The organism is uncultured Campylobacter sp. (assembly GCF_938017775.1).
Lineage (GTDB): Bacteria > Campylobacterota > Campylobacteria > Campylobacterales > Campylobacteraceae > Campylobacter_B.
In genome coordinates this window covers 44,566-66,662 of the sequence record NZ_CALIIU010000067.1, presented here as the reverse complement: position 1 = coordinate 66,662, position 22,097 = coordinate 44,566, and the positions used below count along the sequence as shown (strand labels likewise).

Here is a 22,097-nt window from a genome sequence, read left to right as displayed (position 1 = left end):
CGCCGATACAGGCCGATTTCAAAAAATCGCGTCTGTTGAAATTGGATTCATTCATCTTTCCCTCCATTTGAGAAATTCTTAGCTTGGCTTTAAAATTCTAAACTAATTACGCAATTTTAGTTTTATTTTTAACATAAGTCAAATATTATTTAGCATATAGTTATATAATTCTAAAATTATGTTTGGAGGCGTAAAATGAATTTACATCGCATGCAGCTCGTGCTTAAAGTCGCCGAGCTCAGAAGTTTTACTGCGGCTGCCGAGGCGCTTAAAATCCCGCAGCCCTCGCTATCGCAAAGTATATTATCACTCGAAAAGGAGCTTAAGGTGGTGCTGTTTAATCGTTCCACGAGCCCCGTTTCGCTCACGCGCGCGGGCGAAATTTACGCAAGCAAGGCTAAAATTATTTTTGATGTGATGGACGATCTAAACAGCGAAATCTCCGAGCTTGACGACGCAAAAAGCGGTAAAATCCGCATAGGCTTTTCACAAAACGGATATAATCTGCTGCCCTCACTGCTACCGAAATTTTGTAAGAAATTTAAAGATTCGGATGTGCAAATCATGCAGTTTTCATCAACGCTTAATATTCAAGAAATGCTCTTGCAGGGGGAGCTAGACGTAGGAATGCTAATACTTCCTATCGATATGAGCGGGCTTGAAGGCAGTGAAATTTTAAAACAAAAAACATATGTAGCGCTTAGCTCTTTGCATCCGTTGTCGCTTAAATTTAAAAATGAACCAACTCCTAAAATCGATATTTTGCAGCTAAAAAACGAGAAATTTATCCTGCCTAAACAGAATTTAAGAAGCGCCGAGCAGATAGATGCATTCTTTGCCGCCGCAGGCTTTGCGCCGAAAGTGCTGTGCCGTACGGAGACTTTTGACATCGCCAATGCTATCGTCGCAAGCGGCGCAGGAGCGTGCTTTAGCATACCACAGATGATAAAAGAAGATAAGGCAAGTAGGATAAAGCTCTTTGATGTAGGCGCGCGCGAGCTCGATAATACGCTGATAATCGCCTACAAAAAAGGCAAACATCTAAACCATCTAGCGCAGGCATTTATCAAAACTGCACGTAAAATTTCTAATGAAATTTAAAATTCATAGCTCGCAACGATAAATGAGAGATTGAGTTTTTGCAGCACTTTGCCTCTGCATTAGCTTTTGCATAAAAATTTTTAGAGCAGATTTTGCTCAAGTTTAGGTAAAATTTCAAACTAAGCTTAAATTAGAATTTTGCCAATAGAATTTTTTATTGCTAAAATTTCACTCACAATTTACGACGAAATTTAGTGCGAAATTCTAATTTTTCACTCCGCTTAAAATATCCAAATCCTTGTTATACACCTTAGTATCTACTTCAAAAATTCCAAGCAGCGTGTGAAAAAGATTATCGTGCGAAAAGGCATCGTCCTTATGCGATTTAAGTACGCTCAGATTGTATCTTTCGCGCATTTTTCCCTCGCCTAGCCAAACAATAGCGCCGATATGCTTTTGCGCCTCGGGAGCAAAAAGATAGGGCATGCCGTGCAGATAAACGCCGCCCTCGCCGAGGCTCTCGCCGTGATCGCTCATATAGATCATCGCCGTTTCGTGTGTCTTAGAATACGGCTTTAAAAATTCTATAACCTTGCTTAAAAAATAATCCGTGTATAAAATCGCGTTATCGTAGGCATTTGAAATTTCTTGCTGCGAGCAGTTTTCAAGCTCATTATCGCGACAAACGGGGCTAAATTTTTCAAATTCTTTCTTATAGCGCTTAAAATACGCAGGCCCGTGATTGCCCATCTGATGCAGCACGATTAATACGTCTTTGCCCGCGTTTTCGGCGACAAATTTATCAAGCCCCGCAAGCATCCCCTCGTCCCTGCACTCTACGTCGCAGATAGGATTATTTTGCGGAATTTTAAAATCCTGATATTTTACGCGCAGCGCCACACCTTTGGAATCGGAATTGTTATCGCGCCACAAAATCGCTACGTCGTTGGTGCGATTTAGCACGTCCAGCACGTTTTGCTCTTCGTTAGCCTTTTCGACGCTAAATTCCTCGCGATTTAGCAGCGAAAACATGCACGGCACGCTTTGCGCCGTCGAAGTGCCGCAAGAATGGGTATTGCTTAGGCTTACGACACCCTGCTCTTTGGCTAGTAGCGGATTAGTATCTCGCTCGTAGCCGTTTAGCGAAAATCTATCCGCTCTCGCCGCTTCGCCCACGACTACGACGACGAGCTTTTTTGGGCTTGTAGAATTTTCATCGATATGCGCGTCCATAGCGATTTGCATCAGAGGCTGTGAGCCCTGCTTTTTAGATTTCGCGGCAAATTTAACGCCGCTGTAGATCCAATATCCGGGATTTGCGTAGCTGCGTAAAATTTTATGCTCTCTGAAAAATGACGCGTAGTATTTGCTAAATCCAAAAAGCAGCGCCGCGATGATCACTATGCAAATGCCCGCTACTTTGAGCTTAGCTAAAATTTCAAATTTAAGCGGACGGTAGCTAACGCGCGAGCGAGCAATCAGCACGCAGGGTAAGACGCCCAGTACCAGCACGTAAATCGCCAGTCGCAGACTGAAAAGATCCGCTGATTCGGCAAAGTTCGTTTGGGCTGCGTTACGGATCATCTCCGAATCGATTACGACGTTATAGCTATCCATAAAATACGCTGTAAACGACGAGATAAAAAAGCAGATCATCAAAATCGGCTTGGTTGTATAACGCGAGCTAAAAATCGTAAAAAATAGCGTCAAAAAAGCGATCAAAGCCGCCGCGTCGCAGACAAGATAGATAAAATTTAGCCCCGAGATTCCGTAGGCATTTATGATATTTTTAAAAAACGAGAAGTTAAAAAATGCCACAAAAGCAAGCGAGCTTAGAAAAATAAGCTTCTGCTGCGACGGATTTTTAAAAAAGCTAGGCACCAAGCGTTCCTTGAGATAAAATTTCAAGTTGAAATTTTACGGCGTTTTGGTAAATGCTCGGAAATTCCGCGCTTCGTATCTCACAAATCGCAGCAAAATTTTTGTGAAATTTTAAAATTCCGCGCGTATTCATCTTAGCTTCATCTTGGAATTTTAAAATTGCGCCATCCAAAATAAAATTTGGAAATAAAATTAAAAGGATTAAAGATGAAAAATCTTAAAGCTTTAGGCGCGCTCGCTGCTACATTCGCCCTTGTAGGCGCATTAAACGCAGGAAACTTTAGCGAAAAAGATGCTAAAGTTTCATTCGATCAAGCGATAGGGATCGCACAGCAAAACTTTGGTGACGCGACTATAAAAAGTGTAGAAATCGACGATGAGCACGGAAGGCTCGTCTATGAGATAGAGTCGTATAAAGAAGGTAGCGAAAACGAGATCAAAATCGACGCTCAAAGCGGCGAAATTTTAAAGACTCAAACGCAAAAGAAGCTAAAGCCTAGTAAAATTGATTATTCGCAGGTCAAAATCAGTGCCGCAGACGCTCGCGCCAAAGCACTTAGCGCAAACGCCGGCTGGGATTTTCGCGAGGTTGATTTAAAAAGTAACGGCGGTAAGCCTGCATACGAAGTGAAACTGCGCCAGGGCATGAGCAAAAAAGAGGTGCTAATAGACGCTGCTACGGGCGAGCAGATCTTGCAGCGTCAAAAATAAGCAAAGGCGTGAGATGAAAAATCAAAGTTTAAAGGGTGGAACAGATAGCTCCGCTCAAACTAGCGAGGCTTTGGACGCTAGGGATTTTAGCATAAACGAAAACGCTGACTATGGCGCCCAAAATGCAGACGCAGCTAAAAATTTAGATGAAAATGCGCAGGATTTTTCGGCAAATTTCGCTAGCGAAACAAGCGAGCGGAATCTCGCGTCCTGCGAGCAAAATTCTAAAGATTTTTCTAGCGTGGAATGTTGCGAAAATCAAAAAATTTCTGCGGATGCGAAAGATTATAAGGACGAGCGGAATTCTTCGCAGACGCAAGACTTATCAAGCGAGCAAAATTTCGCCGATACACAAAATTTTTCTGATACAAGTAATTTCGCAAGCGCGCAAGATTATGCCAGCGCAGCAAGCTGCGCGGAGGTTTGTAATTCTTGCAAGCCAGTGCTTTGCAGCCGCTGCAAACGCGAAATCGCTAAGCAAAATTTCAAGCTTGGCTGCATAGGATTTGGGCTTTTTGCGTTAAATATCGCAGCAGGTGCGCTAAATTTTTTAGGGCGGTTAGGAAGCGTAGCGGATAAAAAGGCAAGTGAGATTAGAGCTAGGCAAAAGGCGCCTGCGAATTAGCGCAGCTCCCAACGCTACTGAAATTTAGTGGTGCATAAAGCGAGCAGGTTTACACATCCAAGGCGCCGCAAAATTTATACGTTTTTGGCTAAAATGGCGGATTAGAATTAGCAAAATTTTAAAGGAGCACTTTGAAAATTTTACTTGTCGAGGATGAAAAAGATCTAAATCAAATCATCGCAAAATGTCTGAAAAAGGACGGCTACAGCGTAGATTGCGCCTTTTGCGGCAAGGAAGCACTAGAGTTTTTGGATGTCGCGAAATATGACGCTATCGTGCTTGATGCGATGATGCCTGTGATGGACGGCTTTGAGTTTTTGAAGGTGGCGCGGGCGCGCAGATTGGGCACGCCGGTTTTATTTTTAACTGCGCGGGACGCCAAAGAAGATATCATCGCAGGGCTTGATCTGGGCGCAGACGATTATATGGTTAAGCCCTTTGATTTTCGTGAGCTTTTGGCGCGACTTCGCGCAATTATTAGGCGTAAAAACGCTACTGCGGATAACGAAATTATCATAGGGCAAGTGCGCCTAAATCTAAGCAAAAAATCGGTCGTCTGCGCGGGCGAGGTAGTGGAGCTAACGGGTAAGGAATATAGAATTTTAGAGCTTTTGATGCTAAATCGCGGTGCGATTTTGAGTCGAGAACAAATCGGCGAGAGCATTTGGGATTTTAGCGGCGAAGCAAGCTCAAATGTTATCGATGTTTTAATCAAAAATATCCGCAAAAAGCTAGGCGAGCACGGCGATATAATAGAAACGAAGCGAGGGCTTGGCTATGTCGTGGCAAAATAGCAAGATTTGTATCAAAATTTCGGCGATTGCGAAGCAGATTTTTGTCACTACGGCGCTTTTCATATTAAAATTCGTGCGAAATTTTAAACAGAATTTTACGCATAATTTTGCGTGTTTAAAGAAAAGCCGCAAGAAAAATCCCACGCAAAATATCGAGTTAAACCGGGCTCTAAATTCTACTCAAAGCCAGGCGTCAAATTTTAAACGGAATTCCACGCAAAATCCGGCATCAAATTCCGCGCCAAATTTTTCTGCTACAGGCGCAACACCCGATCTAGTGCAAAATTCTAATAGCGTCCTCGCGCAAAGTCAAGAACAAAATTTCGCGTCTAAAATCACAATACAAAATTTTGCTCAAGTCTTATCTAGAGTATTTACAACCGCTAAGGAAAATTTTAGCTCACACGCGCTACCTATCAGCCTGCGCGTGACGCTTTATTACAGCGTATTTATTTTGGCGCTTACAGGCGCTATTATCGGCATTTGCGGCTATATTTTAGACGAAGTATCAGGAAGCTCCGTCAGCCAAAAAAAGCTTGCCCGCTTAGTGCAAAAAGCCGCGCGCGAGGGAAAATTTAAAAGCTTTGATGACGGTGTATTTTTCTACGAGCATGACGGACAAGGCGGCGTGATCGCAGGGTTTGTGCCTAAAGGCTTCGAGCCTGCGATGCCGCTCTCTCCTCAAGGCGCGCGCGAGGTGGAGCTTGATGACGATGAGTTTTTCTATTACGACGCGCAGATCAAAGGGCGCAGTGCATGGATACGCGGCGTCATCGCAGTTAGCGAGTTTGAGCTTGCGATGAAGCGTGTGATGCTGATCGCTCTTATCCTATCGCCGCTATTTGTGGTGCTCGTCATCTACGGCGGCTACGCAATAATAAAAAGAGCGTTTAAGCCCGTGCGCGCTATGTCGCGTACAGCTAGCGAGATCGGAGCTAGCGGCGATTTTACGCGGCGAATAGAACTACCGCGAGGCAAGGATGAGCTAAGCGCGCTCGCAGCTACGTTTAATGAAATGCTAGCATCGCTGCAAAGCGCGTTTGAGCGCGAGCAGCAGCTAAGCGCCGACCTTTCGCATGAGCTGCGTACACCCGCTGCTGTCATACTGGCTCAAAGCGACTACGCCCTAGCCTACGAGCAAGACGCGAGCGAGGCGAGGGAGAGTTTCGCGGTCATAAACAATCAAGCCCGTAAAATTTCGGCGCTAATAGAGCAAATTTTAGAGCTTGCCCGCTTACAGCGCGGCGTGTGTTTGGCACCCGTAAGCTTAAGCAGAATCGCAAGCGAGTGCGCGCAAGACTTTCAACTTTTGTGCGCACAAAAAGGGCTAAGCTTTAGCTCGCAGATAGCCGAGGGCGTGCGCGTAAACGGCGATGAGTTGCTTTTGATCAGGCTGATTAACAATCTTTTAAGCAATGCTTTAAAATTTGCGCGCAGCTGCGTCGTTTTAGAGCTTTGCGTGAGCGCAGACGCGTGCGAACTTAGCATAAGCGACGATGGAGAGGGCATCGAGCCTGCTTTGCAAACTAAAATCTGGGACAAGCTCTATCAAATCGAGCGTTCCAGAAATCGCGAGCAAAATAGCGGCGCAGGACTCGGGCTAGCCATCGCCTCACAAATCGCAAAGATCCATGGCGCGCAGGTTTCACTACGTAGCGAAGTAGGACGCGGAAGCAAATTTAGCGTAAATTTTAAGAAGGTTTAGGCGGTTTTGTGGGCTTGGTGGCATAAAGAAATGCTGGGCGGCGAAATTCTTAAAATTTTATCGCCTATCGTTGCTTAAAATTTAACGACTATAGCAGTATATAGGGGCGATGGTGTAATTTCAAAATTAGGCCGGCGTCGCCAATAATATCGGATGATTTTTGCGATAGTCGTGCGCTTTTTAAATTTAAATGGGTCAAATTTTAAAATTTAGTTTTACCGCGAAATTCCGCGGCGAATTAATAAGACAAGGCGCGGCATTTTGCCCTTAGGCGAAGTGATAAGGCAAGCGCTTTAGAGCTTAAGTAGGCCGGCGCGGGTAATTTAAGAATTTGAGGTATGCGGCAAAATAAGCCTTCGCTGAAATTTCACGGCGCAGTATTACAGAATAAACCTTTACTAAAATTCTAAGACGCCACATTCGGCTCTAGGGAATTTAAATTTAGGAGTATCTAGCGACCTAGTAAAATTTAAATACGGAGCAAAAAAGACGGACTTGAGATTTAAGGCCGCCTACATAAGCGAAATTTTGTCTTTTTGTCTGTTTCATCCTCGCAGCTTACGGCGATATAATCAAAGCCGTTTGCCTTACCTCTTGCTACGCAAGGCAGCCCCGCCGTTTATTAGTATGACCCTACCACGCTCGTCTGTCCCGTATCCGTAGTGGGTGCTGTAGCCAAATTTTACGAGGATCTTGCACAGCGGTAGGTTAAATTTCACGAGCTCGCGGCGAGTTACTTTTTTCTGCGCCATATTCGTTGTAAGACATCGCGCTTTAGCCGTACGCAGTGCTATCAAAAAGTAAAATTTCCGCCCGTTTTCATGTATTTGATTGCTAGCTTGCATGGTATGAGCTCGTCCTCATAAGTCCGCAGGGATGGACTTTTCTAAATTTTTCGCCCTGCCTAGGATCGTAATCGCCTTGTGCTCGCATATATTTACGCACCTGTAGCAAAGCGTGCACTCATCACCGAATTGCGCCTTTTTGCAAGCGAGCTTTATGTTACGCATCGGGCAGGGTTTGACGCAAGCCCCGCAGCCGCTGCATCGCGATGGATCGAGGCTCGGCTTGCGCTTGGCAAAGGGGCTTTTGTCCCAAATTTTCATCCAAAGTCGCTGTCCTAAAAACCCTGCGATACGACAAAGCGCGCTCAGCCCCTCTTGCGGCGGACGATTTGCACTAAGCGCCTCCGCAACGCGTCTGACTTTAGCGTCCGCCTCTTTGATTATGCGCTCGTTTTTCGCTTGCGAGTAGCTGAAAATCGCCACGTCGAGGATGAACGCGGGCATTTTGATATGAGCGCCGCCCGTTATGTTTGCACCGAATTGTTTTAAAACTCTAGCCGCGCACCCTGCTCCGTCGCCGCTGAAAATCTCCATCGTAGCGAGGATGAATACGTTTTTGCCGCTAAAGCTTGCGCCGTTTCGGTAGAGGAAGTCGCGCATGATACGCGGCAGGTCGCTAAAATAGACGGGATATGCCAAAATGACGTCGTTGTGGTGCTTTAAAAGCTCACCGCAAGCCTCGCTCTCGATCGAGACGCAGACGCCGCCAAGATGAGCGATGAGCTTATCTGCGCAATGCTTCGTGTTGCCCGTGGCGCTAAAATAGATCGCTATCATGCCCGCCCCCCGAGTTGCTTCGTGTGACGAATTTTAGCGAAATTTAGCATCGTTGATTGCTAAATAGATGAAATTTTACGCAAAAGATGCATGAAATTTTAAAATTTGATCGAGTTATTGCGCCGTGGCATCATAAAAGCGGCGGTCAAATTTAACTTTTCCTAGTACGCGCGATACATACAAAACGGGGCTTACGAGCTACAAACTCGGGCGACGCCGCAGAGTTTTGGCGCTACAAAATTTAAAACTCCCGCGTTATGAGATTTTAAAATTTTATGATTTGAAATTTTGCCGTCGCGCCGTCGCGGGCGACGAACGCACTCTCGTCCTTAGGCGTTACAACTTGGGCAACAAAGCCTTTTATTGCTGTACGCATTTTACTGCTTCACGTGCCTAGCCTTGCAAATCGCGACAGACCCTGCCGCCGCTCTACGTAGGATTTACGGATTGTGTGCTGTGCCCTACTTCGCGTAAGTCCTTCTCAAGCATTTCGGCGCAAAGCATGTATGGCTACTTCGCGCCGAAATTTTGAGGCGCTAAATTTAAGCCCCGATTGTTTCTCCCGCGATCATTCCGAAAACCATACAATCAAGGATTGCGTAGGTTCCGAGCCTGCTCGCGCCGTGCACGCCGCCAGTCACCTCGCCCGCAGCCCAAAGACCCGGGATCGGCTCGTGAGTAAGGCTCGAGATGACCTGAGCTTTGGTGTTGATCTCAAGTCCGCCCATCGTGTGGTGCACCTTCGGCATCGTGCGGCTTGCGTAAAACGGCGGTTTGGAAACGTCGATGCCGTCTAGCTTATCGACCACTTTGCCGAATTCGGGGTCTTTGCCCGCTTTGACGTAAGAGTTATAATCCGCGACAGTCTTTAAAAACGGCTCCAGCGGCAGATTGTAAGCCTTTGCAAGCTCCTCTAGCGTGTCAAATTTCTTCACGACTCCCGCTTCCAGCGGCCTTGATGTATAGACCGGGTTACGCGCGGCGACGGCTTGAGAGTCGCAGATATTTACCGGATAGTTGTCGTTTTTCTCGCTCTCGCCGATAACCTTAAAGCAGGCGTCCGCCTTGATCTTGCGCCCTGCGTGCTCGTCCATAAAGCGCTTGCCCGTCTTTGGATCGACGGTAAGGCCATAGGTATTGCAGCAGTGGTTGGTAAAATTTACCGCAGCGCCGAAGCCTTTTTCATCGGGCGAGCAATATGGAAGGAACTGAATCCACGATGTAAGAAGCGTAAATGCGCCGATTCTATTTGCCGCTAGCATCGCTCCCGCCGAGCTTCCTGGATGATTGGTGCTATCTATGCTAGGCACTACGCGCGGATCTTGGATCTGGCGATACCATAGATCGCGTCCGTATCCGCCCGAGGCTAGCAAAACGCCGTCTTTGGCTTTATAGCTCTTTTTCTCACCGCTTTTATTTTCCAAATCGTCGCTAAAGAGCTTCGGATCAAATTTATACTCCTCACGAGCTTCTACGCCCACGACACGACCGCTGTCGTCCACGATGAAATCGTCAAATTTCGTGCGGGTTTTAATGGTGACGTTAGGATCGTTTTGAAGTTTACCCATCATCGGCTGGATGTAGCCCGAGCCCGAGCCGTTGGTTGATTGCAAGCTTCTTGCGACGCTGTGACCGCTTTCAAAGATCAGCTTATCGCTAAACTCCGCTCCGCAGCCCACCAAAAGATCCACCGCATCGTTGCTGCGATCAAACATCACGCCCAAAAGATCGGTGTGGTTAAGCCCAAGCCCGTCTTTTACGGCATCGGCGATAAAAAGCTCCTTGCTATCCTTGATGCCTTGTGCGACTTGAAATTTATTCATCGGAGCGGCCATATTTCCGCCGTTGATGACGGAATTTCCGCCCGCGCGACCCATTTTTTCAAGCACCAGCACCTTTTTACCGCGTCCGCTAGCTTTAATCGCTGCGGCAAGTCCAGCAAAACCGGTGCCGATGATGACGATGTCGTATTCCTCATCAAATTTGACGTCCTTAGCGTTTTGTGCCGCGCACGCGCTACTAGCTCCCAGCGCAAGTGCTCCGGCGCCAACCGCGCTAATCTTTAAAAAACTACGTCTTGATACGTCTTGCATTTGCAACTCCTTTAATTGAAAGTGTATATTTAAAAGAAATGATAACTCGAATTTAAATGTAAGTCAAATAGAATAACGTTATAAATAGATAGTAAAAAACTATGAAATATGGGCGTTGATATAAAATTTTGAAATTCGGCGGGCGAGCGGAATTAAAATTTTAAAATTTTATCAGACGCTCGTTTGCAAAATGCTTGTGAACGCAAAAGCGCACTCGGCGCGAAAATCGCAATTAATGCAAAATTCGCGCCGAGCCTTAAAATCGCTAACCCTTAGCGAGCGACTTTAAATTTAAGCGTTTGCAGATCGTAGTTATTTACCTGCTCGTATTGCATATCCTCGATAGAGATCGCAGGAAGCGCGCACGAGCCCGACATGATCACGTTTATCGGCGTGTAGATGACGCCGGTACTATTATGGCCCTCTTGCGGATCGTAGTAAAAATAACCGCTTTTCGGGAAGTGAAGTACTCGGTCGTACAGATACTCCGTATGCTCGATCGCTACGCTATCCACAAAGCCTTCCGGGCGAGCCTGTGCGGCCGAGCCCAGGCGCTCATTTACCGCCTCAAAGCAGCTAGGCATCGCCTCGTCGATTGCGAAATTATACAGATAATGATTCGCTCGCCAGCTGATCTTAGAGTAAATTTTCTGCCCTACTTTGAGTTTGTTTAGATCGACGATGTTGCCGCGAGCATCGAGAAACTCGCGATAAATTTCAACCTTCTTATCTCGGTCGTTATCAAACGGTCTATTTATGCTAAGCGGATTGTGTTTGACCGCAGCGCTTTCATATCCAAATCCCAGCACCGTAAAAAACAGCTCGCCGTTGCCGCTCATCGGCGTAAATTCTATCGCGCCGTCTTTAACTGCGAGCTTGGTATCCAGCGGCGAATTGAAATTTTTCGTTTCGCCGTCGTATTTTAATGCAAAATGGGCTTCTTTTTTCGAATCCTTAAAATACTCATCAAATCCGCGTATAACGCTCGCTCTCTCCTGCGTGTTGTTTATATTTTTTAGATCGCGAATGATCGCATCGACCGTGCGAGCCGTGTTATCATCTTTGATGCCAGCCTTGCCGAATGCGTAGAGCTTAAAGGCGGCGTCTCTTATGTCGCTGGCAAACGTCAAGCCCGCTCCGTCTTCGGCGTAGTCATAATCCATTTGGTTTATTTTTTCACGCATGAAGTTAAACTCGGTCGTCATATTGTGCTTTTTAAGTATCGCAGCCATAGCGATGCGAGCCATCGGCGAGTTATCATAAAGGCCATTGTCGAAAATAAAATTTATCTCATCGTCATCGAGCTTGCCGTATTGATCCAGCACGAAATCCGCGTATATTCGAAGCGTCGCTTGATCTTCGTAGTCTGATTTTAAGGCGCTAAATATCAGCGATCTTTGCTTATTGCTAAGGAATTTATAGCGCGCATCAAGCTCCAATAAAACGTCGCTTGCGTAAATCGAAGCGTAGTAATTAGTAACGCCGTGAGCACTCCAGTAGCCGAAACTGCCGCTAGGTTTGAGGCGAGATAAAATTCTACTTGCATACTCGTTTACGCGGTTGGTTAAGGTTTTATTGGAGTCTTTGCGTGCGACATAATCAACCGCTACCATCTTTGAAGTAAGCTGCTCGGTGCAACCGTAAGGATAGAGATATAGCTCGTCCGCTAGGCTAAAAGCGTTAGGCGTAGAGCTTACGTGAGCGTAAATTTCTTTATAGCTCGGATCGATTTTGAGCGTTACCGGCTTATCGCCATAGCTTACGTGAAATAGCTTCGAGCGCGGGAACTGGCTGATTATGTCAAATCCCACATCATTGCTAAATTTTTGCCCGTTTGCGTCAAGATCAAATTTAATATTTGCATCCGCAATATCAAGCGCGCTCGCGGTGAAGCTCGTATGTTTTACCTCCAGCGGTTTGAGTGTGAAATTTGCCTCGCCGCCGCTTATAGCGACCGAGGGAGATGAGCTGATTTTTAAGACCGCCTTTTGCTCTTTGTCAGTCGTATTGATGAGCGTCAGCGGCACGGAAATTTCATCGCCGCGCACCATGTAGGTTAGATCGGCGGGCTTTATGATCACGTCGTCTCGGACCTTGGCTTCGACGTTTGCCGAGCCAATCGTAGACGCCTCTCCGATAGCCATGGCGCTTAGTCGGATCGTGGAGTTAAAATTTTTCGGCATTGCAAGCTCAAATTTCGCCTCGCCGTTCGCGTCTGCTTTTGCGATCAGCATTTTGATAAATTTTTTCTGCTTTTTGTTTTCGACCGGACTTAAATTTCGTTTAGCTTTCGCCATAACGCCGTCGCCGCCGAAGCTTAGCTCTTTAGCAGTAGTTTGATACACGCTAAGATCGTCGTAAATGTCGAAATATCGCAGCGCAAAATACGCGCTAATGTCAAACGCCTTAAATGCATCAAGCTCCTCTTGTGAGACGATATCTAAAATTCCAAGATCGACCGCGTATAATATGACTTTTGAATTTGGCTCGCTTTTTACGCTGATCTGCGCATTTTGCCCGTTTTTGTAGCTTTTCTCGGCTAAAATTTGCACGCTAGCCTTGTGCGAGCTCGCATCTAGCGCCACCGGCACGTTTGCATAGGCTCTAAGCGGCATCGCAGCAGGTGTCGCAGCGCGCGCGATTACAGCGTTGATGTGTCCTCCGACGAAATTCTCCGGCACGCTAAGCTCAAATTCCGCGCTACCACCTTTTATGGATAGAATTTTATAGTCGTAAACCTGCTCGCCTACGAGCGAGATATTTAGCACGCCGCTTTCTACCGGCGAATTGATGACGCCTTTAATTTTATCTCCGGCTTTAACCTTGTCGCTTGCGAGTTTGATTTTAGCGCTTTGCACGTCTTTAGCGTTTACCCGTCCATAATATCCCCAGCCGCTTACATCCACACGCACGCCAGCACTTGCGCCGCTTGAGTAATCGTTTGCGACGATTAGATAATTGCCGCCGTTTTGGAATTTATACTCAAACTCGCGCGCGTCGGTGCTAACGGCGCTTACGAGATTAAAGCTTTCTTGCTCGACATATCTGTTGCCGTCATAAACGTAAGTAAAATCGTCGCGGTAAATTTCAACGTCGATCTTGCCTTTGACGTCGGTTTTGGTTTTGGAATCTAGCAGCGCAAAGCCGAATTTTACGCTATCTCCACTTGAGATAAAGTCCTTGCTCGCGCGAATTCCTACGATACGATCATAAGGCAGATAGCTCAGGCTGCGATATGCGTTTACGTTTTTGCCCTCTTCGGTTACGCTGAAATTTAGTAGAATATTTATGGCGTTAGAGACATTTAGATCAGCTGCTGCCGGCGAGAGTGCAAGCTCTTTTTTGCCGGCGGAGCTTAGCGTAAATTCTGCCCTGCGAAGCTGCGTAGCACCCTTTTTCTTTAAGCGATCGTTTAGAAACGAAAAGCCCTCGTAGCCTTTAATTTTTAGCTCTTTTTCGTAGGCGTTTGCTTCCAGCGAGCCTTTCAAATCTCCGGCTGGTGCGCCTGCAAGATAGTTTGAGCTTAGCTTTAGTGTGATGATCTCATCCGCGCCGTATTCATCTTTGGCAGTGAGAATTTCATTTTTAATGCGGTTTGGGACGAAATTTTCTACGCTGAAGCTTTTAGAAGCGATGATTTTGTCCTCATAGATGAGATCCAGGCGGTAAGTGCCGCTTTTCTCGCCCATCAGCTCGTCGATTTTAACGCTACCGAACTCATCGGTGTTTTGCGCGCGCGTGATGACCACAGTGCCGCTAGGATCGTAAATTTTAAATTTAATCGGCGTATTTTTTAAAGAGCTAAAATCGCGATTTTTTATCACGATCGTGCCTAAAAGCCGCTCATTCGGGCTTATCAGCTCGCTTGCGAGATAAACAAACGGACGCTTTGCAGTAATCGTTTTCTCGATGCTTGCTACGGCGTTATTAAATAGCACGAATGCATGCTCATCGCCTTTACTAATCTCGATAGAGCGCGGATTTTTGGCTAGAATTTCCATATTTTCTAATCGCAAAATTCCATCTCCGTCCGTTTTATCCTCTACGATTAGCTCGTTTTTATCGCTGTAAATTTTAACCTTCGCTCTGCTTAGCTCCTCGCCATTACTAAGCCTAGAAGTATAAATTAGCGCGCCGCGCTCAAGCAGCACCACTTGAGCCGTAATGTCGCTAAGATAGGCTACGCGCGAAACCTCTTGCATCTTTTCGCCCACTTTGTAAAACGCCGTGATTTTATAAATTCCATCCTCGTAGCCTTTAAAATCCATCGCGATTTTATGCTCCGCAACGGCGTTTTTAGCGCCTCCTATATCAAAGCTCTTAACCGCGATCTCGCTAGCTAACCCACCTACGCTATCTTCGTTGCTTTCAAAGTTTAAAAAATACCTAAAATTTTGCTCAGGGACTTTGGCAATCGAAATTTTAACCTCATTTACGTTTGAGCTTTTAAATGCCAACGAAGCGGATTTTGGGATAAAATTTTTCTCGTCGCTAAAGGCTACGAAAGGCAGCCTGTCGCCCATTTTTACGCTTTGTTTTATCTCGTCGCGCAAGATATATGAGCTATCTCCGAAGCCCTTTAGCAGCCTAATCTCGTAGCTTTTATTCGGCATAAACTCGTCGCTTACTATATCTGCATAGTAGTAGCATGAAGGATCGTCGCTTTCGCTGCCCTCCTCATCTTCGTCGTAATAATAATATCGCGGCTGAGTGAGGCTAAATTTACTCACGCCTGCGATCCTTATGTATTTGGCGGACAGCTCGTCCATATAGTTAGGGAAACACACTCTAGCCGCGAGCGAGCCGTCTTTTAGAGCCGCAGGGCGAATCTGCACGCCGCTTAAATTTGAAGCGTTAATGCTGTCGTTAAAAGGCTCCTCGTCCGTGCGCAACTCCACCGGATTTTGTAGCTTTGCGCCCGCTTTTGAGGTGAGAGATTCTATTTGCAGTACGACGTTTTGCGCCTTAGGATCGAAGCTGAATAAAAAATTCCGATCATCGTGTGAGCTAAGCTCGTAGGATATGTCGTTTTGGGCTAAATTCTGCGCGCGGTAAATTCTAGTCGCTTGCTGTAGCGCGTCCTTGCTAACCGCATCGTTAAATTTAATTGCCACTAACCCCGGACGCAGAAGCGCGATATGCTCGGTGCTAAAAGGCTCCGTCTCGAACTCAAAGCGCACCCCGCGCGCCTCGCACGAATAATTAACCCCGGCGCTAAGCATCGGCTTAGGATAGAGCCTGATTGAGCTCTCGCTCACGCTTTCGTAGGTGCCTGTGATTTTGGGAGTGCATTTTAAGATCTGCTTTTGCGTGACGCTAAATCCACTGCCGTCCACCCCGCTAATCTCGTAAGCCCCGCTAGCGTATTTGATCTCTACGCCTGCGGCAAAGCTAGCCAAAGCGCAAAATAGCGCTGCGCTTAGTAGTTTTGTCTTCATAAAATTCCTTTGCAAAAATTTTACGAAATTATATACAAATTAACCTTTTATTTTCTTTCATTTACTCTAAAATTTGCTTTAGCGAAATTTGCATTTTCGTCCAGGCAGCCAAGCTCAAAATCCCCTGCGCCAAGACTTAGCGTAAAAGCCTCGCCGTTAGTGCGCGCAAAATATTCTCCCATTTTAACTTTAGAATTTGCAGGCGCTAGGCTTTGCGTGGTGAAATCTCGTGCCGCAGAATTTTGTTGCGAGAAATTTTGATCTGTGAAATTTTGAACTTCCGAATTTTGCTCTGTAGAATTTTGCAAGATAGAATTTTGCGACGCCAAATTCCGTGTGACTGGATTTTCAGCTATAAAATTCAATCCCGCAGAATTTTGCTTCGTAAGATTTTGTGATTTTAAATTCTGCGGCGCTAAATTTTGTCGCATAGAATTTTGTGCTGTAGAATTCTGTTCTGCAAAATTTTGCTGTGCTAAATTCTGCTTTAAATTATCTTGCTGCGCCGCGCTAGAATGCTCGAAATCCAAATCCGCGGAATTCTCCCTCGTAAACGCGGTGGAATTTAGCACTATAAACTCCCGCGAACCGCCGCTTAGTCTGATATATACCCGCTCGCCAAAAACCGCCGTGCACTGCACCTTTAGCCGCAAAAAGCCGTCCGCGCCGGTCTCGTAGGTTTTGGCGTTAATGTCGTTTAGCACGGGCTTTACGGCGGCAAATTTAGCCGCGCACCTTCCTGCGCGCACCTTTTGCGGATCAACTAGACCGTGTTTTAGCAGATAAAAAAGCTCGCTCGTGCCGTAAATTTCGCACTCCTCGTTGGGCTCAACCCCATCGATCGTAAGATCATCGGCGCTTTGTGCGCACTCCTTTTCGCGGTACGCGTCGGTGCATACCCGCCGCAAGCTCACGCCCGCAGGGCGCGCAAACTCCACCTCGCCTAGCATGCCCGATTTATCGAGGAAGGCAAACATATTAAACGCCACTTTTGCAGCACTCACGCCGCCGCTAAGATCCCTAGTCTTGGAGCCGTCGAAATTTCCCAGCCAGACGCCGAGGGTAAATTTTGGCGTCAGAGCGACGGTGTAGAGATCGCGCGCATCGGCGCTCGTGCCCGTTTTAAACATCAGAGGCGGCGTGTTTAGAGTATTTTGCCACACCGAGCCGAGGTAGGAGCGCGGCGCGTTTCTTAACATCTGCGTTACGATGTAGGCACCCTGCGGGCTCATGATCTGCGCATCATCGCCGATCTTTACACTCGCTATTTCGAGCTTTCGTAGCTTTCCACCATTTGCAAACGCGCTGTAAAGGCGAGCAAGATCCATTAGACTCATCGAAATACTGCCAAGCGCGATACCTGCGCCGTAATAATCCTTGCTAAACTCCGCCAGATGCACGTTTGATAGCATTTCATACAGCCCATCGTCACCCAGCATTAAATTTAGCTTCACCGCGGGGATATTTAGGCTAAGACTTAGCGCGTCCGTAGCACTAATCGCGCCCAAAAAGCCTTGATTGTAGTTGCGCGGCACATAGCCCGCGAAGGTTATCGGTGCGTCAATCAGCTTCTTTGAAGGGGTGATAAGCCCGTGCTCAAGGGCTTTGGCGTAGATGAAGGGCTTGAGCGTCGAGCCTACGTTTTTTTGCGAGCGCACGCCGTCGTTTTGCCCCTCATTGGCGCTAAAATCGTGGCTGCCGACATAGGCGATCACCCTCATGCTTTCGTTGTCGATCAGCACCGCAGCGCCGTTTCTAACGCCCTTATCGCGTAGAGAGAGGATCTCGCTTTTCAAAAAACCCTCAAGCGCGATCTGGGTTTTCAGATCCAAACTCGAATAAATTTTACCCTCGTTTAGACGCGCAAGCTCCTGTGCTCGCGCAGTTTGCTCCTTGGGCTGCGCGCTCGCTTTAGAGTTTGCGGAATTTTCCTGCGTCTTGGCGTTCGGATAGGAATTTATCTGCGCTTTGGCGCCTGAAACGGAATTCGTTTGCGCCATAGTGTCCGAAGCGGAATTTGCCTGCGATTCAGCGCTTGCAGCAGAATCCGTCTGCATTTTGGCGTCTGAAGTAGAATCTGTCTGAGCATTAGCGTTCGACGAAGCGAAATCCGTCTGCATACTAACATCCGAAGCAGAATTTATCTGCGCACTAAAATTTACGCTCGACCGCTCGCTAGAGCTTGCGTCTGCCTGCGGATTTTGCGGCGGATGCGTGGTATCTTGCCGACTATTTAAATTTAGATTTTGCGGATTTTGCGAGTTTTGATGCGGATGTGCGGTACCGACGACATTCTGCCGCTTGTTTAAATTTATATCCGCACTCGGATTTTGCGGCAAATACTCGGTCTGCCCTTCCGTATCTGCGCTAAAATTTTGCGGCAAATGCGCAGCGCCTCGTTGCTCGTTTAAATTTAGACTTTGCTGATTTTGCGAGTTTTGCGACGGATGGGCGACATTAATTAAATCTCGCCGCTCATCTAAATTTGCACTCTTTCGTTCATTTGGTTTTACGCTTTCCGCTTCATTCGGTTTTACGCCTGCCTGCGATTTTGCGCTTTCGCGCTCGTTTAAATTTAAACTCGTTCGTCCGCCCAAATTTAAACTCTCCGGCGCATCTGTTTTAAAATCCGCCTCTTTGGAATTCATTTCTTTCGAATCCACTCTCGCCTGCGCACTCACGGAGCCGGATAGATTCGGCGTGGCTCTTGTCAAAGCCGTAAAACTTGATTCTGCACTAGCCGCGTCCGAAAAATTTGACTCTGCCCCCGCCGCGGTTCGGCGTGTAGACGAGCTTGCTTGCCCTGTCGTCGCGCCGGGCGCTCCGACCTGCTCTAAATTTTGAGTGAAATTTACGTCATCTTTGGCGGTAAAATTCTGCATTTTATAATTGCTAAACGCTAACAGCGCGTAATGCGGCGCATAATTGGGCGCTGCGTAGCGTCTTGGCGAAAACGGCTCTGCGAGGGCTCGCTCATACTCGCTCTGCGAGATCACGCCGCCCTCTCGCAACTGCGAAATTAGGCGGTTTTTAAGCGCGTTAATGCTTGATCTGCGGTCCAGGCGGTTTTTGTTCGGGTTTTTCGGGATCACGCTAAGAAGCGCGATTTGAGCGCTGCTAAGCTCGCGCAGATCCTTTTTGAAGTAAAAATACGCCGCGGTTTTGACCCCCTCGATATTGCCGCCGTATGGGGCGAGGTTAAAATACATTCCTAAAATTTCATCCTTGCTGAAGTGCCACTCCAGCTGAAAGGCGTTGAAAATTTCGATGATTTTATTCTTGTAGCTGCGCTGTTTGGGGCGCATCATACGCGCAACCTGCATCGTAATCGTCGAGGCTCCGACGCGCTCGACGTTGCCCTCGCTTTTTTTAGTAAAATTTTGCGTAAAATTATACGTAGCCGCACGCAGGATCGAGGCTGGATTGACGCCGAAATGGTAGTAAAAATAGCGATCTTCAAAGTAGATCGCGCTTTGTTTCAGCCGCGGCGGTATCTCGTCCGCGCTCGCGTAGAAGCGCCAAATTTGATCGTCGCTGATCTGCATATTTAAAATTTCGCCGTTTCGGTCATATAAAATTCTACTCTTCTGCTTGTTTAGCATATCCAAATTTAGCGGATAAAGCGCATCTAGGATCAAAAACAGAGCGAATGCAAATGCGCAAAATAGCGCGATTTTTAACGTAAATTTTAGAAATTTCATCGCGCAATTATATCAAAGAATTTTAATGATTTTAGGCTATAATGACGCCTTTTTGCAAAGGAATAATCTTGGACGCTTTAAGCAAGCTCAATACCGAACAATACGCCGCAGCAACCGCTCCTGCGGGGCACAATCTAATAATCGCAAGCGCAGGCACGGGCAAAACCAGCACCATCGTCGCGCGTATCGCTCATCTGTTAAATCTCGGCACGAGCCCTAGAAAAATTTTGCTTCTTACCTTTACGAACAAGGCCGCGAGCGAGATGATAGCGAGGCTGCAGCGGCATTTTGATAAAAAAATCACCTCCGCAATCGTCGCGGGCACCTTCCACGCCGTATCCTACGCCCTACTTCGCGAGCTCGGTAAAGGCGTGATCTTAAAGCAGCCTGCCGAGCTAAAGACGCTGCTAAAAAGCCTCGTAGAAAAGCGCAAATTTTATCACGTAAGCGACGCGCGTCCCTATGGCGGGGCGTATCTGTACGACGTGTACTCGCTGTATCAAAACAAGGAGATGAGCGCGGATTTTGAGACATGGTTTAGCAAAAACTACGAGGATCAGGCGGAATTCGCCGAAATTTACGCAGATATTTTGCGCGAATTTGAGGAGGAAAAGGCGAAATTTAACTACGCCGATTTCAACGACGTTTTGCTAAAAATGCGCCATGAGCTGCGAAAGGGCGCGCCGCTACGGTTTGATGAAATTTTAGTGGACGAGTATCAGGACACGAACTCGCTGCAAGGAAGTCTCATCGATGCCTTCGCGACGAAAAGCCTTTTTTGCGTCGGCGATTTCGATCAGAGCATCTACGCCTTCAACGGCGCAAACATCGACATCATCGGCAGCTTCGGTAAGCGCTTTGCGGACGCTAAAATTTACGCGCTGAATATCAACTACCGCTCAAGCTCGGCGATTTTGGCGCTTGCAAATCGCGTCATCGCGAATAATCCGCGCCTTTACGAAAAGAAGCTGATCGTGGGCCGCGAGGGTAAATTTAGCGCGCCTAAGCTGCATGTTTACGACGATACGGCGGCGCAATACGCCCACGTGGCCGCACAGATCGCGCAAAGCGCCACTCCGCGCGAAAAGATCGCCGTTATCTTTCGCAATAACTCCAGCGCCGACGGCGTCGAGGTCGCGCTTAAGGAGCTCGGTATCGGCGCGAAGCGAAAAGGCGGCGTGAGCTTTTTTGAAAGCCGCGAGATCAAGGCCTTTACGGACATCTTCGCGATGATAATAAATCCAAAAGATATGATGGCCTTTATGAGCACGTGCGAATACGCAAGAGGCGTCGGCAGCGCGCTAAGCAAGGAGCTTTTCGACGCGCTGATCGCGCTTGGACACGGAAGCATCCACGCAGGGCTTTTGCGTCCCGACGAGAGCGTTAAAATTTTTGAAAAAAAGAGGAAAAACTACCAGCTCGGGCTTTTTGACGATGTCGATATAATCGGCTCGGTATCGCGCTTTGAGGCTTTGGAATTTGATGAGTTTTTTCGCTCGCACCCGGTTCTAAAACACAATAAAATCACCGAGGGCGGCGCCGTATTTTTGCACGAAATTTATAAAATTTTTAAAAAAAGCGGCTCCGTTGCAAAGTCTGCCACGCTCATCTCGCAGATCAAAGGCTCGCGCCTTTTCGCGCTTGTGGCGGATTTCATCGCGACAAAGCGCGCGATGCTGAAAAACGGCAAGATAGACGATGAGCGCAAAAAGGATGAGATCTCCCGCATCTACGATAAATGCGGAATTTTAGAGCAGATCGCCGGCAAATACGCGGATCCGCATAGCTTTTATAACTTCATAACCCTGGGTGCAAAGGAGATGAGTGAGGGCGAGGGGGTAAATCTGCTCAGCGTGCACGCAAGCAAGGGGCTTGAGTTTTGCAGCGTCTATCTCATCGATCTGGCGCAAAACCGCTTCCCGAACCTCAAGCTAATGGCGATGGGCGGCAGCCTGGAGGAGGAGCGGCGACTATTTTACGTGGCGGTCACCAGAGCGCGCGACGAGCTGGTGCTAAGCTACGCGAAATTTGATAAGATCAGAAAGATTAATTATGAGCCGAGCTGCTTTTTAAGGGAAGCGGGGCTGGTGAAGTAGGCGAAATTTGCTCGCTAAATTTTTAAATTTCATTTTAGCGCGTTCTACGGATCGTTTGGGTAAGAATTTTACTCCTCGCATACTCCCGACGCGCCGCCCTGCTTCTTTATCGGATTGCTTGGTAAGAATTTTGCCGTACGATTTTTGCAAATTTTGCGATTTGTAAATTTTTGCGGCGCGGACGTTGTGAGATATTTTGCAGCGGGCTAAATTTGCAGGCGGTAGCGGGGTTTTAAGCTGCTATGAAAAGCGTGACTGCTCGGAGTTTTTTTGCGAGCTGTGCGCGGGTTACGCTACAGCGCGATCAGGGGTGGTTTGGAAGCGGTGATCTTTGCGGCGCGGGCGGTTGCAAAATTTTACGCCGCAAATGCGAGCCAAATTTTAAAATTT

Annotated in this window: 13 protein-coding genes; 6 read left to right on the top strand and 7 right to left on the bottom strand. The window is 47.2% G+C overall.

Annotated features, from left to right (window positions below; genetic code table 11):
* Window positions 1–195 precede the first annotated feature (195 nt).
* Window positions 196–1,101, top strand: coding sequence for a LysR family transcriptional regulator (locus Q0537_RS08895; protein ID WP_299227295.1), 906 nt, complete (start codon window positions 196–198; stop codon window positions 1,099–1,101).
* A gap of 204 nt (window positions 1,102–1,305) precedes the next feature.
* Here Q0537_RS08895 and Q0537_RS08890 read toward each other — a convergent pair whose 3' ends face one another.
* Both Q0537_RS08890 and Q0537_RS08885 read right to left on the bottom strand, forming a co-directional pair.
* Window positions 1,306–2,922 carry a phosphoethanolamine--lipid A transferase gene (locus Q0537_RS08890; protein ID WP_299227292.1) on the bottom strand — a complete coding sequence of 539 codons (1,617 nt, stop codon included), beginning with the start codon at window positions 2,920–2,922 and terminating at the stop codon, window positions 1,306–1,308.
* Complete coding sequence (locus Q0537_RS08885) at window positions 2,915–3,055, bottom strand: hypothetical protein (RefSeq protein ID WP_299227289.1); 141 nt, start codon at window positions 3,053–3,055, stop codon at window positions 2,915–2,917. The genes Q0537_RS08890 and Q0537_RS08885 overlap by 8 nt, the downstream gene beginning before the upstream one ends.
* A gap of 74 nt (window positions 3,056–3,129) precedes the next feature.
* Here Q0537_RS08885 and Q0537_RS08880 point away from each other — a divergent pair, with 74 nt between their 5' ends.
* The 4 genes from Q0537_RS08880 (at window position 3,130) to Q0537_RS08865 (ending at window position 6,757) form a co-directional block, all read left to right on the top strand.
* Complete coding sequence (locus Q0537_RS08880) at window positions 3,130–3,633, top strand: PepSY domain-containing protein (RefSeq protein ID WP_299227286.1); 504 nt, start codon at window positions 3,130–3,132, stop codon at window positions 3,631–3,633.
* A 13-nt stretch (window positions 3,634–3,646) separates the two neighbouring features.
* Window positions 3,647–4,258 (top strand): hypothetical protein, encoded by a 612-nt coding sequence (locus tag Q0537_RS08875; RefSeq protein ID WP_299227283.1) that lies wholly within the window; start codon window positions 3,647–3,649, stop codon window positions 4,256–4,258.
* A 131-nt stretch (window positions 4,259–4,389) separates the two neighbouring features.
* Window positions 4,390–5,052, top strand: coding sequence for a response regulator transcription factor (locus Q0537_RS08870; RefSeq protein ID WP_299227280.1), 663 nt, complete (start codon window positions 4,390–4,392; stop codon window positions 5,050–5,052).
* Window positions 5,036–6,757, top strand: a complete 1,722-nt coding sequence (locus Q0537_RS08865) for a HAMP domain-containing sensor histidine kinase (protein WP_299227277.1) — start codon at window positions 5,036–5,038, stop codon at window positions 6,755–6,757. Before Q0537_RS08870 ends, Q0537_RS08865 begins: the two co-directional genes overlap by 17 nt.
* Before the next feature lie 587 nt (window positions 6,758–7,344).
* On the opposite strand, the gene Q0537_RS08860 is transcribed toward Q0537_RS08865, so the two are convergent.
* The 5 genes from Q0537_RS08860 to Q0537_RS08840 all read right to left on the bottom strand — a co-directional run bounded on the left by Q0537_RS08860 (window position 7,345) and on the right by Q0537_RS08840 (window position 19,611).
* On the bottom strand, window positions 7,345–7,602 hold the full coding sequence (locus tag Q0537_RS08860; RefSeq protein WP_299227274.1) for a hypothetical protein: 258 nt from the start codon (window positions 7,600–7,602) through the stop codon (window positions 7,345–7,347).
* A gap of 15 nt (window positions 7,603–7,617) precedes the next feature.
* Window positions 7,618–8,379, bottom strand: a complete 762-nt coding sequence (locus Q0537_RS08855) for an EFR1 family ferrodoxin (protein ID WP_299227271.1) — start codon at window positions 8,377–8,379, stop codon at window positions 7,618–7,620.
* 542 nt (window positions 8,380–8,921) lie between these two features.
* Window positions 8,922–10,472: a flavocytochrome c gene (locus tag Q0537_RS08850; protein ID WP_299227268.1), complete on the bottom strand. Its 1,551-nt coding sequence runs from the start codon at window positions 10,470–10,472 to the stop codon at window positions 8,922–8,924.
* A 272-nt stretch (window positions 10,473–10,744) separates the two neighbouring features.
* Window positions 10,745–15,910, bottom strand: a complete 5,166-nt coding sequence (locus tag Q0537_RS08845) for an alpha-2-macroglobulin family protein (RefSeq protein WP_299227265.1) — start codon at window positions 15,908–15,910, stop codon at window positions 10,745–10,747.
* A gap of 47 nt (window positions 15,911–15,957) precedes the next feature.
* A complete protein-coding gene (locus tag Q0537_RS08840; RefSeq protein ID WP_299227263.1) occupies window positions 15,958–19,611 on the bottom strand; it encodes a transglycosylase domain-containing protein in 3,654 nt (1,217 codons plus the stop codon).
* Window positions 19,612–19,652: 41 nt separating this feature from the next.
* Here Q0537_RS08840 and Q0537_RS08835 point away from each other — a divergent pair, with 41 nt between their 5' ends.
* Window positions 19,653–21,707: an ATP-dependent helicase gene (locus tag Q0537_RS08835; protein WP_299227260.1), complete on the top strand. Its 2,055-nt coding sequence runs from the start codon at window positions 19,653–19,655 to the stop codon at window positions 21,705–21,707.
* Window positions 21,708–22,097: the final 390 nt, after the last annotated feature.

Coding starts and splice junctions, on each gene's coding strand:
- Q0537_RS08895 (WP_299227295.1), top strand. CDS start 196: ATGAATTTACATCGCATGCAGCTCGTGCTTAAAGTCGCCGAGCTCAGA.
- Q0537_RS08885 (WP_299227289.1), bottom strand. CDS start 3,055: ATGAATACGCGCGGAATTTTAAAATTTCACAAAAATTTTGCTGCGATT.
- Q0537_RS08880 (WP_299227286.1), top strand. CDS start 3,130: ATGAAAAATCTTAAAGCTTTAGGCGCGCTCGCTGCTACATTCGCCCTT.
- Q0537_RS08875 (WP_299227283.1), top strand. CDS start 3,647: ATGAAAAATCAAAGTTTAAAGGGTGGAACAGATAGCTCCGCTCAAACT.
- Q0537_RS08865 (WP_299227277.1), top strand. CDS start 5,036: ATGTCGTGGCAAAATAGCAAGATTTGTATCAAAATTTCGGCGATTGCG.
- Q0537_RS08860 (WP_299227274.1), bottom strand. CDS start 7,602: ATGCAAGCTAGCAATCAAATACATGAAAACGGGCGGAAATTTTACTTT.
- Q0537_RS08855 (WP_299227271.1), bottom strand. CDS start 8,379: ATGATAGCGATCTATTTTAGCGCCACGGGCAACACGAAGCATTGCGCA.
- Q0537_RS08850 (WP_299227268.1), bottom strand. CDS start 10,472: ATGCAAGACGTATCAAGACGTAGTTTTTTAAAGATTAGCGCGGTTGGC.
- Q0537_RS08845 (WP_299227265.1), bottom strand. CDS start 15,910: ATGAAGACAAAACTACTAAGCGCAGCGCTATTTTGCGCTTTGGCTAGC.
- Q0537_RS08840 (WP_299227263.1), bottom strand. CDS start 19,611: ATGAAATTTCTAAAATTTACGTTAAAAATCGCGCTATTTTGCGCATTT.
- Q0537_RS08835 (WP_299227260.1), top strand. CDS start 19,653: ATGACGCCTTTTTGCAAAGGAATAATCTTGGACGCTTTAAGCAAGCTC.